12 protein-coding genes are annotated in these 15,782 nt (G+C 71.2%); 2 read left to right on the plus strand and 10 right to left on the minus strand.

Annotated features, from left to right (window positions below):
- Nucleotides 1–18: 18 nt before the first annotated feature.
- From dpgD to ACQP2X_RS34655, 6 genes are all read right to left on the minus strand, one after another.
- Nucleotides 19–819, minus strand: a complete 801-nt coding sequence (gene dpgD, locus ACQP2X_RS34630) for an enoyl-CoA-hydratase DpgD (RefSeq protein ID WP_498689115.1) — start codon at nucleotides 817–819, stop codon at nucleotides 19–21.
- Nucleotides 816–2,117, minus strand: coding sequence for a (3,5-dihydroxyphenyl)acetyl-CoA 1,2-dioxygenase DpgC (gene dpgC, locus ACQP2X_RS34635; RefSeq protein WP_498689117.1), 1,302 nt, complete (start codon nucleotides 2,115–2,117; stop codon nucleotides 816–818). The genes dpgD and dpgC overlap by 4 nt, the downstream gene beginning before the upstream one ends.
- Nucleotides 2,114–2,773 carry an enoyl-CoA-hydratase DpgB gene (dpgB, locus tag ACQP2X_RS34640; protein WP_498689119.1) on the minus strand — a complete coding sequence of 220 codons (660 nt, stop codon included), beginning with the start codon at nucleotides 2,771–2,773 and terminating at the stop codon, nucleotides 2,114–2,116. The genes dpgC and dpgB overlap by 4 nt, the downstream gene beginning before the upstream one ends.
- A complete protein-coding gene (gene dpgA, locus ACQP2X_RS34645) occupies nucleotides 2,770–3,810 on the minus strand; it encodes a 3,5-dihydroxyphenylacetyl-CoA synthase DpgA (RefSeq protein WP_498689121.1) in 1,041 nt (346 codons plus the stop codon). The genes dpgB and dpgA overlap by 4 nt, the downstream gene beginning before the upstream one ends.
- Nucleotides 3,811–4,032: 222 nt before the next feature.
- Nucleotides 4,033–6,324 carry a helix-turn-helix transcriptional regulator gene (locus tag ACQP2X_RS34650; protein ID WP_498689123.1) on the minus strand — a complete coding sequence of 764 codons (2,292 nt, stop codon included), beginning with the start codon at nucleotides 6,322–6,324 and terminating at the stop codon, nucleotides 4,033–4,035.
- Nucleotides 6,325–6,605: 281 nt separating this feature from the next.
- A complete protein-coding gene (locus tag ACQP2X_RS34655) occupies nucleotides 6,606–7,409 on the minus strand; it encodes a siderophore-interacting protein (protein ID WP_498689124.1) in 804 nt (267 codons plus the stop codon).
- Between the two features lie 201 nt (nucleotides 7,410–7,610).
- On the opposite strand from ACQP2X_RS34655, the gene ACQP2X_RS34660 reads away from it, so the two are divergent.
- Nucleotides 7,611–9,200 carry an MBL fold metallo-hydrolase gene (locus tag ACQP2X_RS34660; RefSeq protein WP_498689126.1) on the plus strand — a complete coding sequence of 530 codons (1,590 nt, stop codon included), beginning with the start codon at nucleotides 7,611–7,613 and terminating at the stop codon, nucleotides 9,198–9,200.
- 51 nt (nucleotides 9,201–9,251) lie between these two features.
- On the opposite strand, the gene ACQP2X_RS34665 is transcribed toward ACQP2X_RS34660, so the two are convergent.
- Together ACQP2X_RS34665 and ACQP2X_RS34670 are read right to left on the minus strand one after the other, a co-directional pair.
- Nucleotides 9,252–10,247, minus strand: coding sequence for a ParB/RepB/Spo0J family partition protein (locus ACQP2X_RS34665; RefSeq protein WP_498689128.1), 996 nt, complete (start codon nucleotides 10,245–10,247; stop codon nucleotides 9,252–9,254).
- A gap of 470 nt (nucleotides 10,248–10,717) precedes the next feature.
- On the minus strand, nucleotides 10,718–11,707 hold the full coding sequence (locus ACQP2X_RS34670) for a ParB/RepB/Spo0J family partition protein (RefSeq protein WP_498689129.1): 990 nt from the start codon (nucleotides 11,705–11,707) through the stop codon (nucleotides 10,718–10,720).
- Nucleotides 11,708–11,942: 235 nt separating this feature from the next.
- On the opposite strand from ACQP2X_RS34670, the gene ACQP2X_RS34675 reads away from it, so the two are divergent.
- Nucleotides 11,943–13,007, plus strand: coding sequence for an alpha-hydroxy acid oxidase (locus ACQP2X_RS34675; RefSeq protein ID WP_498689131.1), 1,065 nt, complete (start codon nucleotides 11,943–11,945; stop codon nucleotides 13,005–13,007).
- Between the two features lie 25 nt (nucleotides 13,008–13,032).
- On the opposite strand, the gene ACQP2X_RS34680 is transcribed toward ACQP2X_RS34675, so the two are convergent.
- Both ACQP2X_RS34680 and ACQP2X_RS34685 read right to left on the minus strand, forming a co-directional pair.
- A complete protein-coding gene (locus tag ACQP2X_RS34680; RefSeq protein ID WP_498701105.1) occupies nucleotides 13,033–14,934 on the minus strand; it encodes an ABC transporter ATP-binding protein in 1,902 nt (633 codons plus the stop codon).
- A gap of 21 nt (nucleotides 14,935–14,955) precedes the next feature.
- Nucleotides 14,956–15,756, minus strand: a complete 801-nt coding sequence (locus ACQP2X_RS34685; RefSeq protein WP_498689133.1) for an alpha/beta fold hydrolase — start codon at nucleotides 15,754–15,756, stop codon at nucleotides 14,956–14,958.
- Nucleotides 15,757–15,782: the final 26 nt, after the last annotated feature.

Raw genomic sequence — 15,782 nt, forward strand, 5'->3', positions numbered from 1 at the left:
CGTCTTCTGTGGTGAGAATCAATTTCCGGACCAGTGGGGCGGCCTTTTCTCGGCGAACGCCCGGGGTCCCTCGACGGCGTCGGCGCTGCGGCGGCGCCGCTCCTCCCAGACGTAGGTGGCGGTGAAGGCGTCGGGCAGCGGCAGGTCGGCCGAGCGCAGGGCCGCTTCCTTGACCGCCCGGACCGACAGCGGCGCGGCGGCCACCAGATCGGCGACCCAGCCGTCGACCCGCTCGTCGAGCCGATCGGCCGGGACGACCTCGTTGACCAGGCCGTACGCGTGGGCCGTGGCAGCGTCGAACGGCCGCCCGGTGAGCAGATGGCCCATCGCGACCCTCGGCGGCAGCTGCCGGACCAGCCGGAAGACCCCGCCGGCGCCCGGCACCAGGCCCAGCCGCACCTCCGGAAGGCCGAACACCGACCGGTCGGAGGCGATGATCAGGTCGCAGGCGAGGGCGAGCTCGAATCCGCCGCCGAGCGCGTACCCGTCGACCCGCGCGACCACCGGCTTGCTGAAACCGAAGCGCTCGGTGAGCCGGGGCCATCCCGGCTGGCCCCGGCTGCCGAAGGAGGAGGCGGGCGTGCCCGCCGCGTCGCGGCGGGCACGCTCCTTGAGGTCCTGTCCCACCGAGAAGGCGCGCTCACCGGCGCCGGTGAGCACGGCCACCCTGATCTCGTCGTCCGCCTCGACGTCGTCCCAGACCTCGGCCAGTTCCTCGTGTGTGCGCAGGTCCATCGCGTTGAGCACCTCGGGACGGTCGAGGGTGACCCGGGCGACGTGGCCCCTCTTCAGGTAACGCACCCGGGCCACCGGGCTCACGCCGCACGCCCCGCGAACCGGCCGACCTTGTCGATCACGTCGTCGGCGTGCAGGCGCAGCGCCTGCTCGAGCGCGAACTCGGCCAGATATTCGCGCAGCGCGTCCACCGGCTCCTCGGCCAGGTTGATCATCCGCCGGTTGGCCACGACGGCGTCGCCGGACAGCCGGGCCAGGCCGCGCTCCACCGCCTCGTCCATCTCCTCCGGTGCGACCACCTCGTCGACCAGCAGACGGGCATCCGGCTCGGCGGCCATGATCCGGCGACCGCCGAGGATGACCTGACGCGACAACCGGGCCCCGGCCAGCCGGCCGAGGCGCAGGTTGCCGGCGCCCGGGACGATGCCCTCCCGGGCGGCCGGGAGACTCAGATAGGCGTCCGAGGCGGCCAGCACGTGGTCGAAGACCATCAGCAGCTGGCAGCCGCCGCCGATCGCGAACGAGTCGACGGCCGCCATCCACGGTTTCGCCACCGGCGGCGTCCACCGGTCGGCGTCGTCGTCGGACAGCCCGCGCACCAGTTTGTGCAGATAGCCGAGCTCACGCCGGAGCAGGAACCCGGTCAGCGAGATCTGCCCGGCGCTGATCGCCTTGAGGTTGATGCCGGCGCTGAACACCCGGCGGCCCCGATGACGGGGATGGCTCATCACGCCGCCGCGCACCAGCCCGGCCCGGACCGCCGGGTCGAGCAGGGCCAGGTCGACGGCGGTCTCCATGTCGTCGACCTGCTGCTCGTCCTCGGCGTTGAGACAGTCCTGCCGGCACAGGGTCAGCCGGGCCACGCCGTCGCGCCGCTCCAGTCGTACGGCCGCGGTCTCCAGCACCCCGGTGCGCCGGAACTCCGGGAGCAGCCGCAGGGCGCGCGGCGTGGGCCGCAGCATCGCGGTCATCAGATGGCGGCCCGAGCGCTCCGAGCGCAGCACCGCCCGCAGGAAGATGCCCTGGTCGATCTCGAGCCCCTCCTGGCCGGACTGCGGACGGGACCGTTCCCGGGCCAGCTGTTCGGGGGTCGGCACCAGGCCCGGGAAGGCCGAGGCGGCCGCCTCGGCCAGCTCGTCCACGCGCAGATAGCGGGTGCGGTCGCCGGTGAGCTCGTCATAGACCTGATCGATGTACGCCGTCAGGAAGCGCACCCGGAGCCGGCGGCTCACGTCGTGCGCGGCCGCCGCCTCGGCCCGCTGCCCGGCCGAGCGCTGGTGAGGCGGTGGCAGCGCCGCTATCACCCGCTCGGTCCCGGCCACGGCATCGGTCAAGCGGACCCGCTCGGTGCCGAGGTCACGCGTGCCGGTCGCCGTGGTCACGAGGCCGCCGACCGGCGCAGGGCGCGGTCGCAGGCGGCCAGATGCGAGCCCAGAGCCTCCTCGAAGCTGTGCTCGGTGGCGTCGGACAGCAGCTGGCGCCGGATCGCCAGCTCCTGGCCGGCGGCCGGAGCGGCCGCCGCGGCGAGCTCGGCCAGGATGTCGTCCGGCTGGTCGGCCACCACGTCGATCAGCCCGGCCGTCACGGCCGCCGCGGCCTCGATCGGTGTGCCGAGCAGCGCCGCCCGGCGCAGGCCGGAGGTCTGCCGGGCCAGCCGGTGCAGCGCCATGCCGGGCCATGTGGCGTCGCCGCCACCGGACACCACCAGCCGCGCGCCCACGACCGCGATCCGCACGTCGGTGGCGAGGAGGACGTCGAGCGCCGTGCCGCCGCAGTCACCGGCGACCACGGAGGTGGTGAGCAGGTTGAGCCGTTCCAGCCGGCGCACCGCGCGTTCCCACTTGGTCAGCAGCCCGACGGTGAGATCCTTGGCCCATCCGGGGCCCGGAACGCCCGAGACGTACGCGGTGAGCAGCCCCGAGCCAAATCCGTCCTCGGCCCGGTCGCAGATCCGCAGCACCGCGTCGACGGTGGCCGGCAACATCGGCTCGCTCCCGTCGACCCGCAGGACCAGGTCGCCGGCCTTCGCCGCGGTCACCACTGGACCAGCGCCGTTTCGATCGTCGAGCCCGGGCCCATGGTCATCAGGACCCCGTAGTCGCCCGGCGAGGTGACGCCCTCCTCGACCAGACGCTCGTACGAGAAGAGGAAGGAACCGCTGGAGACGTTGCCGTGATCGCGCAGCACCCGTGTGGTGTGCCGGACGTCGTGACGGCTCAGCCCGAGGTTCACCACCACGGCGTCGATCACCTTCTTGCCTCCGGAATGGACGAGCCAGTGCCCGATGTCGCTGCGGCGCAGGCCGGTGCCGGCGAGCAGCCGGTCGACCACGGTCTCGGCGTTCGCTCCGACCACGTACGGAATCTGGGGATCGAGGAAGAAGCTGAACCGGTCGAGGTCGCTGTCCCAGTCGTAGCGCATGGCCTCGATCGCGTCGGTGATCAGGAAGCTGGCGAACTTGAGGATCCGCGGTCCGGGACGCGACTCGCCCGGGCCATCGCTGATCAGCGCCAGGGCGGCCGCGCCGTCACCGAACAGGCTGTTGACGACGGCCGTGCGCATGCTGCCGTCGAGGGCGTACGCGGCCGAGCAGGCCTCGGTGCAGAGCACGACGGCGAGCTCTCCGGGGTGGGCCGCCGACCATCCGGCGACGACGTTGAGCGCGTTGAGCCCGGCGTTGCACCCCATCCCCACGATGTCGGAGCGGCTGCAGTGCGGGTCGATGCCGAGCTCCTTGATGAGCAGCGCGCTCAGGCCCGGGGTGAGGAAACCGGTCGACGTCACGCAGCAGAGGTGGCGCAGATCGGAGAGGGCGGCGCCGGCCCGCTTGAGGCAGGCCTGCAACGCCTGGCTGCCCATCTCGACGGCGAGGCGCTTGTGCTTGGCCAACAGGTCGCCCTGCGGCTCGGGCCGGCGCCGGCCGGCCTCGTCGGGCTCGGGCAGCGTGAGGCTGCGCTTGTCGATGGCGCTGTTCAGATAGATCGACCGGACCTTCGGGTCGTCGATGCCGAGGACGTCCAGCAGGCCGGGCTGGGTGATCGACGTCCCGGTCACCGCGGTACCCACTCCGACCATTCGGGAAATGGCCGGGACCGGCGAGACGGAGGGCGATTCGAGAGGACTTCGGAGAACGGCAGTCATCGGTAGAGCCACCCCCACATACGGCGTTTACTGCGAACCAGTTCCTTGACCGACGCCGAGGACATCGCGGACCTCCGAGCAATTGCGAAGAAGCTGACGCCCGCGACGCTAGTTTTTCGCATTCACCAGGGTCAAACGTTGTCCAACCGCTCGCCGTCAGCAGCCGTATCTCTGAAGTCCGGAACGGCTCCGCACGTTGAGTTTGCGATAGACCTTCGTCAGATGCTGCTCGACGGTGCTCACCGTGATGAAGAGGCGGTCGGCGATCTGCCGGTTGGTGTTGCCGGCGGCGGCGAGGTCGGCCACGCGTCGCTCGGCGCCGGTGAGCTTGGCGCCGTCCTCGGCCGGCGCCGCCGGCGCACCGGCCGGGCCGCACGGGCCCGCCCCGGCCACGACCACCGCCGGGTCGACGCCCCACCTCGTGACCAGCTCCAGGCCCGACCGGGTGTACCGCAGGGCGCTCCCGGCGTCGCCCATGGCCAGGTGGTACCAGCCGAGGGCGAGCAGGTACGGCAGCGCGAACGGTGTCTCGAACATCGCCGGCGGGACCGGCACGGCCAGGTACGACCGGGCCAGCGAAATATCGCCCAGGTCGGTGGCGGCCCGGATGGCGACCGACAGCGGCAGGCCGACCACCACTCCCCACGCCGCCGGCGCCACGGCGTCGAACACCTCGCGGGCGCGGGCCAGGGCGGTCGCGCTGTCGCCGGCCCGCATCACCGCCACCGCCTCGATCGCCTCGATCATCGCCCGGCGCATCGGCACCCGGTGGATCGACTCCTCTTTCCGCAGGCGGTCGCCGAGGGAGACCGCCTCGTCGAGCCGGCCGTCCCGCACCAGCTCGACCAGGGCGTCCAGGCTCGGTGTGAGCGGTGCGCCAGGGGGCGGTCCGGCCGGTCTCCGGTCGGACCGGTGGGCCGGCTCGCCGTCGAGGGCCAGGCCGGCCGCCGCGCTGAGAAAGCCGGCCGCGGCCACCGGACGGGCGAGGACCGGGGTGCCGGCCTCGTCGTGGCTGTCTCGGCCTCCACCGTCCCGGTCCCCACCGGCCGGGCCGAAACGGGCCCACAGCTGAGCCAGCGACGAGGCCTCGACGCCGGTCAGCCGCAGCAACTCGTCGGCCGTCGGAAAATCTCCCAGCCAGCGCAGGTGGCTGATCGCGGTCGCCACCTCGGTGCCGGCGAGCAGACCGGCCCGGGCGTCGCGCACGAGCTCGTCGAGGCGGCGCGCCGCGCGGCCGGGGTCGGCGTGCCACTGCGCGTCGGCGAGCAGGACACCGGTCCGGGCCCGCTGCTCCTCGCCGGAACTGGCGGCCACGGCGTGCCGCAGCCTGCTGGTCGCGCTGTCGACGTCGCCGGCCGCCATGGCCTCGCGGGCCGCCTCGCAGAGAATGGCGACCCGCCACGGGGCCCGGACGCCGTCCTGGGCCGCGATGAGATGCTCCGCCACCGCGCCGGCCGGGGCGCCGCTCTCGCGCAGCAGCTCGGCCGCCCGGCTGTGCATCGCGGGCCGTTCCGGGAACGGGATGCCGGCCAGCGCCGCGGCCCGGGTGCGCGGATGCCGGAACCAGTCCCAGCCGAGCAGGCCCATCTCGCGCAGGTCCCGGATGCCGTCCTCGGCCAGGGCGACGTCCACGCCGGCCAGCTCGGCGACCAGCTCGGTGGTGGCGTGGTCGCCGAGGACCGCGACCGCCTCGCCGACCGTGGTGGTGCCGGGGGCACAGCGGTGCAAGCTGCGCAGGACCGCCTGCCGGAAGTTGCCACCGGGCTCGCCCGCGGCCGGGTCGGAGCCGGTGGCCAGGTCGTCGATCAAGGCGTGCAACAGCAGCGGGATCCCGCCGCTGACGTCGGCGCAGAACTGGGCGAACGCCCGGCCGGGGATGGCGCCGAACCGCTCCCGCAGTTGCTCGGCCACGTCGGCGGCGCCCAGCGGCGCGAGCCGGACCCGGCGGCAGAACGGGAGGTGGAGCATCTCGGCCCACAGGCCGGCCATCTCCCGCTCGTACGACGTGCTCTCGTTCAGCACCACCACCACCCGGGACGACTCGACCCGCCGGATGAGGTAGCTGAGCCCGCGCAGGGACTGCTCGTCCGCGAAATGGACATCGTCGATGCCGACGAGGAGAGTCTGCCCACGGGCGAAATCGCGGACCGTGGCCGCCACCCGGTCCATCATCGCGAAGAAGTCCTCGCCGCTGTCCAGGCCGCCGGGGAACGGATCGGCCATACCGGCCCCGCGCATCGACTGGATCATCCGGTCCATCACCCCGAACGGGTGGTCCCGCTCCCGGGCCGATCCGGTGACCACGAAACACCAGCCGCCCTGATGGCCGGCCCGCGCGACCATCGCCTGGAGCAGCGCGGTCTTACCCACTCCGACCGGGCCGCTGACGAGCAGCACCGCACCGTTGCGGCGAGTGGACGCCTGGTAAAGCTGATCGAACAGAAGCAATTCGGAACTACGCTTACTCAGTGTCACGAGCTCCCCCGACGGGCTCATTTCCCTTGCCGCACGCGAATGGAACACTACCCAAGGCGAGCGAGCGAGGGAAACGACAGTCCAGATCGGACAGAGCTCACTATTCCCAGGTCAGAGGCGTTACCCCGGAGTAGGCCCGGAACCTATGAATCCACTGTGAGTCGGCTGCGGCACTTCCATCGACTGCTGTCAAACCACGCCGTTCTTTGTCCAACCGACGGTCTCCGCCGGTTGGACGGGCCCGGGATCCCTGGTCACCGGGCCGCCGCCGCGGCTTTCGCCCGGCGCCACTGCTCGTCGCTCAGGCCCCGGCGCCAGTATCCGGAAATTGACAGCATCTCTTTTCCCACTCCGCGTTCACGCATCAGAAATCGGCGCAGATCCTGCATCACGCCGCCTTCGCCGTGCACGAAGGCCTGCACCACGCCGGGCTCGAAGGCGAGCGACCGGACCGCCTCGGCCAGGCTCCGGCCACGGGCCCGGTGCACCCACCGGATCTCGCAGCCGGCCGCGGTGGGCAGCGGCTGCTCCTCCGAGTCGTCGCCGACCTCGACGATCGCCGTGGCCCTCGTGCCCGGCGCCATCGTGCCGAGCGTCACGGCGATCGCCGGCAGCGCGACGGCATCGCCCACGAGCAGGTGCCAGTCCGCCTCGGCCCGGGGCCGGTACAGGCCCCGGGGCTCGCTGGTGACCACCGGATCACCCGGCCGCAGCGTGGCCATCCAGGACGGCATCAGTCCCGGGCAGCCGTGGTCGTAGACGTCGATCGCCATCTCACCGGCGGCCGGGTCGAGGGAACGTACCGTGTAGGTCCGGGTGCGCGGCCATGCCGCGCGCGGCAGTTCGGCGTGGATCCGGCGCATGTCGAGGTCGTCCGGATAGGTCACGCCGGGCCTCGGGAAGACCAGGCGGACGTAGGTGTCGGTGAACGGGCCGGGATCGAGTCGCGTGACAGCGGGCCCGCCGACGATCATTCTCGTCATTCTCGGGGTGATCTTCTCCAGCCGTCGCAGAGCCAGCCGGACGAGGGGCCGCCCAGGCGCGGAAGTGCCGATCATGTAGCTGAGGTTAGGCTGGCCAACCATTTTCGCAATGCACGGTCGAACACTTCATCGAATGAACAACCGCGCGGGGAAACAGTTGGACGCCGCTTTTCCGCGCGGTTGACATCCGCACGGTCGGTGCTGCGATAGTGGCCACCGGCACGACGGTCGCGGAAATACACCGTCAATCAGTGACCATTCTCGGTTGGAGGCTTCATGAGTGTCAGTGACGAGCCGGTGTTTCTGAGATCAAATGCGATCATCGAACCGCTGGTCGATCGTTTCTACGCCTGGATGCACATCGTGTCGCCGGCGGCGGCGGCGCTTAACCTGGCGAAGGTCCAGGTGCCGCTGCTGGAGTCGTACCTCCAGAACCCGCAGGTGCACGTGGCGGCCAGCGTCAACCCGGCGCTGCGCGGGGGCTACTTCGTCAATGTCGAGGAAGCGCGCAGCATGGAGGTCGCCGCGCTGCTCGACACCATCAAGCGGGACCGGGCCGACATGCTGGCGTTCGCCCACGCCATCGGCGAGGGCGACGACCTTCTCCGGCAGAGCGCCACCGGCTTCGACCTCACCCCGCTCTATCCCAAGCTTCCCTCGGCGCTGAACGGGCTGGTGGAGCTGGCGTACGACACCGGCAACCAGGCCTCCATGCACCTGCTGGAGCCGGTCCTCTACACCAGCCAGTACTACGACGTCCGCCGCCAGTCGATCCAGCTGTCCCTGGAGACCGGCATCGAGCGGCCGTTCATCCTCAGCACGCCGCGCCTGCCGAACCCGGACGTGCTGGACCTGGAGATCCCGTTCACCCACCCCGGCATCGACGAGCTGTTCAAGGCGCGGATCGCGCCCACCACGCTGGGTCACCTGCGCGACGCGCTCGAGCTCGACGACGACCAGACCGGGCAGCTGCGCCGGCTGCTCACCGACCAGCCGAGCCTCTCGCCCGACCGGAACATCGAGACGGGCGGGCGGGTCCGCTACTTCGGCCACGCCTGCCTGGTGATCCAGTCGCCGGAGACGACCATCGTCACCGACCCCTTCATCAGCGCCGACAACCGCCACGGGGACCGCTACACGCTCGACGACCTGCCGGACCGCATCGACCTGGTGCTCATCACGCACGGGCACCAGGACCACATCGTCCTGGAGACGCTCTTCCAGCTCCGCAGCCGGATCGGGGCGGTGGTGGTGCCGCGCTCGTCGCGGGGCAACCTGTGCGACCCGTCGATCGGGCTGTACCTCAAGGCGCTGGGCTTCACCGTCATCGAGGTCGACGACTTCGACGAGGTGCCGATCCCGGGCGGCAAGGTGGTGGCCACACCGTTCCTGGGCGAGCACTCCGACCTCGACATCCGCGCCAAGTCGACGTACTTCGTGCAGATCGCCGGGGCCAACGTCTACGTGGGAGCCGACTCGTCCGGCATCGACCCGGTGCTGTACCGGTACGTCCGCAGCCACCTCGGCCACGTCGACATGGCGTTCCTCGGCATGGAGTGTGACGGGGCCCCGCTCACCTGGCTCTACCAGGGACTGCTGACGCGCCCGGTCACCAAGCGGATGAGCGACTCCCGCAAGTTGTCGGGGTCCAACGCCCAGCAGGCCGCGGCCATCATGACGGAGCTCGGGGCCGACGAGGGCTACATCTACGCCATGGGCGAGGAGAGCTGGCAGGGCCACGTCATGGCGACGACCTACAACGAGGACACCTATCAGCTCAAGCAGATCGAGGAATTCCTCGGCTGGTGCTCCGGTAACGGCATCACCGCCGAGCACCTGTTCAACAAGCGCGAATGGCGCTGGTAAGAAGCGAGAGCGGCGGCCCGGGGGCAGACCCCGGGCCGCCGGTTCCCGATATCAGCCGGCCACGCGCTCAGGCGCGGCCTCTCCCGGGCCGACCCGCGTGGCGAAGTCGGCCCACAGTCCCGCGAACTGGCGGGCCAGGTCGGCCACGGCGCCGGTGCAGTGTGCCGGCACGTTGTCGACCATCGTGTCCCACTCCTCCGTCCACCGGGTGTGCAGTGTGAGCAGGCGGAGCAGGTTGCGGCCGGCATCGGTGTAACGCAGCGCGGGATCGCTCATCAGACGGCCGACGACAGCCGAGCGGTCGATCTCCGGCCGGTCGCCGGACCGCAGGATGCCCACCGAGCGGTGGTCGGCGCCCGCACCCTTGCCGGTCGCCGGCGCGCCGCCCCCTTTGCGCTGGGCGGGCACCAGATCGGCGCCGTCGCGCAGGCGGTTGCGGACGTCACGGGCCGTCTCCGGGGAGATCGCCGCGGCCCTGGCCACCTGGCGGAGCGACAGCTCCGGGTTCTCGGCCATCAAACGGCCGGCGAGCAGGCGGCCGGCACTGCAGTCGAGCGGGCGGACCCGGCCGTCCTGGCCGACCCGGGTGCCGGGGGCCGACGCGCCGGCCACCCGCCGGCGGATGTCGGCCACGGTGCCCGGTGAGATGCCGGTGGCGGCGGCGACCCGCCGGTCCGACCAGTGGGGATGCGAAACGGCGACCCGCTCGGCGGCGCGCTTGCGGTCGGCCAGGCCGAGCGGCAGGCCGTGCGAGACGTTCAACCACACCGACAGGACGAACGCCTCGTCCTCGGTGCCGTCGAAGAACTGGGCCGCGATCGTCGTCGCACCGCGCCGGCGGGCCGCCTCGATGCGGTGCGCGCCGTCCAGGACGCGCATCGACGATCGGTGCACCACGATCGGCGGCAGGTCGCTCTGCACGTGGACCAGGCCCTCCACATGCGCCGGATCGGCGCCGGCCGTCCTGGGTGATCCGCTCAGGTCGAGTGAGCCGATCTCCAGCAGAATGACGGGTTGCCGTTGGATTTCCTCTTCTCCTGGTGTCAACGGAGCTCCTAATGCTCAGGCGTGCGCGCACTCAGAGCATTTTTTCGGCGCGCACAATTCGGGTCGGCCTATCGGCAGATCCGCGCGCGGCGCAGGGGCCGGATCACGCGGACGGGAACGACTCCGTCCGTCGGCCGCGCCATTGCGCGGACGGCAAGAATCGACCGCCGGCTCCGATGACGGCGGCCGAGGGCCGGACGGCGATGCCGGTTCGATCAGGCAGTGACCACGACTCTTCTCCCCCATGTCCGAAGTTCTCGCCGGTGAATGGTTTGAAAACCCGCGGGGCGGGTACGCACACGGCAATTCGTGATCGGAACATAACATCGAGTAAAACCGATGCGGAACCCCTGTCCCAGGGGTACGGGCCGGACCCCTACCCCTAGCCCGGAATGGCCACTTTGTCACCGGGAATGCGGATCGCCCCCCACGAAGACGACACTCATTACAAGGCTACCGAATCGGACGAATCACGCCGGCCGGGTGCTGCGCTGCTCGAGTCCATCGGCTATCTGCAGCCATTCGTCGGCGCAGGAGCGGGCCACGTCGGCCAGGATGTAGGCGCAATGCGCGGGCACCTTGTGCTCGACCTCTGCCCATTCGTCCGCGCGGATTGCCCGCGAATGTATCCAGCGGAGCACGCTCCGGCCGGACTCGGTGAACCGCAGCGACGGATCGTTCTGCAGTCCGCGCAACATCAGCGGAATGGACTCACGGCCGGCGGGCTTCTCCCGGCGCTGCCGCATCTGCGGCAGCGGGTCCTCGCCGCGTTCGAGGCGCAGGCGTACGTCCCGGACGGTGGACGGCGAGACGCCCACCTCACGGGCGATCTCCCGCAGCGACGCCTCGGGGCGCTGTTTGATGAGCGCGGAGGCGCGCAGCCGGCCCACGCTGTTGTCCACCGGCCGGACCCGCCCGTCCCGGCCGGTGCGGGCGCTCACCGGCTCCACACCGGCCTCGTCCTGCATCCGGCGGCGGATGTTGCCGACCGTCCGCGCGCCCAGCCCGGCCGCCGCCGCGATGGCCCGGTCCGACCAGCTGGGCTGCGAGGCGATGATGCGCTCGGTGGCCAGCGTCCGGTCGCTGAGCGACAACGGCAGGCCGTGCGTCGTGTTGGCGGTGACCGCCAGGACGAAGGCCTCCTGGTCGGTGCCGTCGAAGAAGCAGACCTCGATCCGCTCGTCGCCGCGCAGCTTGGCCGCGCGCAGGCGGTGCATGCCGTCGATCACGCGCATGCTGCCGCGATGCACCAGGATCGGCGGCAACCGGTCCTCGATGGAGGCCAGCATCTCGATGTGCCCGAGATCCTCACCGGCCCGCCGCGGTGAATCGGCCGGCCGGAGCTCCGCGACCGGCATCCAGACAATTTCCGGCTCGCCCGCGACCCGTTCCGGCACGGATTCCTGATCGGGCACAGGAACGAGCACCCGGAACGCTTTCCTGCTGCTTACTTCCCTCACGGCATTACCCCCGTTGCACGGTTCATCCGAGGTAAATGCTGGCACGGGCACATCGTCGGCAACGGGTGTCCGACTGTCCATCTGCGACGTCACTCACCGCCGGTGCGGCGGCCTGCGATAAATGGCCGGTAAAACATCTGCACAGTCGGACGACAGGGCGTCGCTGGACACCGAAAAAGGCAATACAGTCCAATGATGTCCCATTTCATGACCGTCCGGCCGGAAAGAATCTCGAGTGAACCGCGAACCTGACCCGGCCACCGCGGCCGACTTCGAACGGGCCGCCGCCGCTCTCCTGCCCGGCGAGGTGTGGGACTTCGTCGCCGGCGGCAGCGGGAGCGAGGCGACGCTGGCGGCCAACCGGACCGCCCTCGACAACATTTTCCTCGTCCCCCGGATGCTGCGCGACGTGTCCGCCTGCACGACCCGTTCCCCGCTGCTCGGCCGCATGGCCGAGCTGCCGGTCGCCGCCGCGCCGATGGCCTATCAGCGGCTGATCCATCCCGACGGGGAGTCGGCCAGCGCCCGGGCCGCCGCCGCGGCGGGCATTCCCTTCATCGCCAGCTCCCTCAGCAGCGTGCCGCTCCACCGGATCACCGAGATCGGCGGGCGGGTGTGGTTCCAGCTCTACTGGCTGCGGAACCAGGCGACGACCCTCGACCTGATCCGGCGGGCCGAGGACGCCGGATGCGAGGCCGTCGTGCTGACCGTCGACGTGCCCTGGCCGGGACGGCGGCTCCGGGACATCCGCAACAGGTTCGCGCTGCCGGCGCACGTCCGCCGGGCCGACGTTCACACCTTCCAGGATTTCTCCCCCGCACTGAGCTGGTCGGCCCTCGCCCGGCTCCGCGAGCACACCCGCCTGCCGCTGGCGGTGAAGGGGCTTCTCGCGCCCGAGGACGCCGTGCAGGCCGCGCAGCTCGGAGTGGACGCGATCATGGTGTCCAACCACGGCGGCCGCCAGCTCGACGGCGCCGTGGCCAGCATCGACGTGCTGCCCGAGGTGGTCGGCGCGGTCGGCGGCGACTGCGAGGTCCTGCTCGACAGCGGCATCCGCAGCGGCACGGACGTGCTGCGCGCCCTCGCTCTCGGCGCCTCGGGCGTCCTGCTCGGCCGGCCCCTCATGTGGGGACTGGCGGTCGGCGGGGAGCGGGGAGCGATGCGGGTCCTGAAGATGGTCAAGGCCGAACTGCGCGACGCCATGGGGCTCGCCGGGTGCACCGACGTCACCGCCGCCCGCGAGCTGCGCACCGTGCGCCATGTCCAACCGTCGAATCCTGGCGGTTGGACGGGCGGCTGACCGGTCGTGAACCTCCGGCGGCGTGTCAGTGGTGCGTTTCCCCCGCCGCCGCCGGAAGCCGGCCGTACTGGATACGGTGGAGCTCGGCGTAGAAGCCGTTCGCCGCGAGCAGCTCCTCGTGCGTGCCGCTCTCGCGGATCTGGCCGCCGTCGACGACCAGGATCTGGTGCGCCTCCCGGATGGTGGAGAGCCGGTGCGCGATCACCAGGGAGGTGCGTCCGGTCAGCGCGGTGCGCAGGGCCCGCTGGATGGCCGCCTCGGACTCCGAGTCGAGGTGGGCCGTGGCCTCGTCCAGCACCACCACCGGCGGGGACTTGAGCAGCAGCCGGGCCAGCGCGACGCGCTGCTTCTCACCGCCGGAGAGCCGGTGCCCGCGGTCGCCGACCACCGTGTCCAGCCCGTCCGGCAGCCCCGCGATCACGTCCCAGATCCGGGCCGCCTCACAGGCCTCGATCAGCTCCCGCTCGGTGGCGCCGTCGCGGGCGTACAACAAATTGGCCCGCAGGGTGTCGTGGAACAGATGTGCGTCCTGGGTGACCACCCCGACCGTGCCGAGCACCGAGCTCAGGGTCAGGTCCCGGATGTCCTCGCCGCCGATGCGGACGGTGCCCTCGGTGGCGTCGTACAGCCGGGGCACCAGCTGGGTGATGGTGGTCTTGCCGGCGCCGGACGAGCCGACCAGCGCGGTCATCCGGCCGGCCGGGACACGGAACGACACGTCCCGCAGCACCCACGTGTCGCTGTCGCGTTCCTGCCCGCGCCGGGCGATCGACTCCAGGGAGGCCAGCGACACGTCCTTGGCGTTCGGATAGCGGAACGAGACGTGGTCGAACTCGATGTCGGGCGCGGAGGTCCCGTCCCGTCCCGGCGCCAGCGCGCCGGGCTTCTCCCGGACGAGCGGCTCCAGATCGAGCACCTCGAAGAGGCGGTCGAAGCTGACCAGTGCGGTCATGACGCTGACGTGCATGTTGGCCAGCTGGTTGATCGGGCCGAAGACCCGGGTGAGCAGGCCCATCATGGCGACGATGGTGCCCACCTCGAGCACACCGTCGATGGCCAGGACGCCGCCGCCGCCGTACACCACCGCGGTGACGAGCCCGGTGAGCACGCCGAGCGAGAGCGGAAGGAGGCTTCCGTACGCCATCAGGGTGGTCGAGATGTCCCGTACGGCGGCCGCCTTGCCGGAGAACGCGCCGGCCTCCCGGTCGGGCTGCCCGTACAACTTGGTGAGCATCGCCCCGGAGACGTTGAAGCGTTCGCCCATCATCGAGGCCATCTCCGACTCGACGGTCATCCGCTCCCGGGTCAGCCGCTGGAGCCGGCGGCCGATCATCCGCGAGGGCAGCAGGAACAGCGGGATCAGCACGAGAGCGGCCACCGTCAGCTGCCAGGAGAGATAGAACATCGTGCCGAGCACGAGGGCCAGGGTGAGCAGCGTCGAGACGGTCTGGGAGAGCAGGGCGGTCACCGCCTGCTGAGCGCCCATCACGTCGGAGTTGAGGCGGCTGATCAGCGCGCCGGTCTCGGCCCGGGTGAAGAAGGTCAGCGACTGCCGCTGCACGTGGGTGAACACGGTGGTGCGCAGGTCGTAGAGCAGTCCCTGCCCGACCCGGCCGGACACCCAGGTCTGGGTGTAGACGGCGATGGCGTCGATCAGCGTGGCGCCGACGATGAGGGCCGACAGGGCCACCACCACGTCCTGGCGCTTGGGGGTGATGCCGTCGTCGATGAGGTACTTGAGCATCAGCGGCGTCATCGCGGTGAGGCCGGCGTGCAGCACGGTGAGCGCGACCAGGACCACGAGCGGCCAGCGGTACCGCCGGGCGTACGGGAGGACCCGCCGCATCGTGCCCGGGCGCACCTGGTGTCCCTTGATGTCCTGCCCCGGCCGGATCCGCATCGGGCCCATTCCCGGGCCGCCCCTCATAGCCACGTGGAATCCCTTTTCTCAGTGCTTGTCGAGGAACTCGATGATCGCGGTGTTTACCTCGTCCGGCCGTTCCAGATAGCCGAGATGACCGCAGTGCGCGATCTCCACGAAGTCGCAGTCCGGAATGGCGTCGGCGGTCTCGGCGGCCAGGTGCGCCGGCGTGATGCCGTCGTCGGTGAAGCCGATGACCCGGCACGGCACCGCGATCTCGGCCAGCGCCGGCCGGCGGTCCCCGATGGTGTCCACGCCGTCCTGACCACCGGCGCCGCCCGTCTCGGCCGCCAGCTCGAGGATCTCCAGCCAGGACCGGGTCGTGGCGTCGTCGCGCAGCGTCGAGGGCGACAGCATCTTGCGGGCCGTGTCGACCGCGCGGTAGCGGGCCGGCAGCCGGATCCCGCGCTCGTCCAGCTCCCGATCGGCCAAGATCTGGGCCGCGCGCAGGGCGTCGGCCCGGGGCCGGGTCGCGATCAGCACGGCGCAGCGCACCAGGGACGGACTCTGGAGGGCCAGCTCTTCGGCGATCATCGCGCCGAGTGAGGTGCCGACGATCCGGCACGGCCCGAGGGCCAGGGACTCGATCAGCCCCCGGGTGTCGGCGACCATGTCGTCGAGCGAGTAGGGACCGGGCGGCGTCGCCGACGGCGGCATGCCCCGGTTGTTGAAGGTGGTGGTGCGGTAACCGGCCCGGCGCAGGGCCGGCGTCTGGTGCATGTCCCAGACGTGACCGGCGGCGTTCTGCCCCATGATCAGGAGCACGTCGTCGCCGTGGCCGGTGCGCTCGTACGACAACCGGATGCCATTGGTGTCCAGATAGGGCACGAGTTTCCTCCGGTGCCGGACGAATT

This window comes from Actinoplanes sp. CA-131856 (assembly GCF_050956135.1).
Classification (GTDB): Bacteria; Actinomycetota; Actinomycetes; order Mycobacteriales; family Micromonosporaceae; genus Actinoplanes.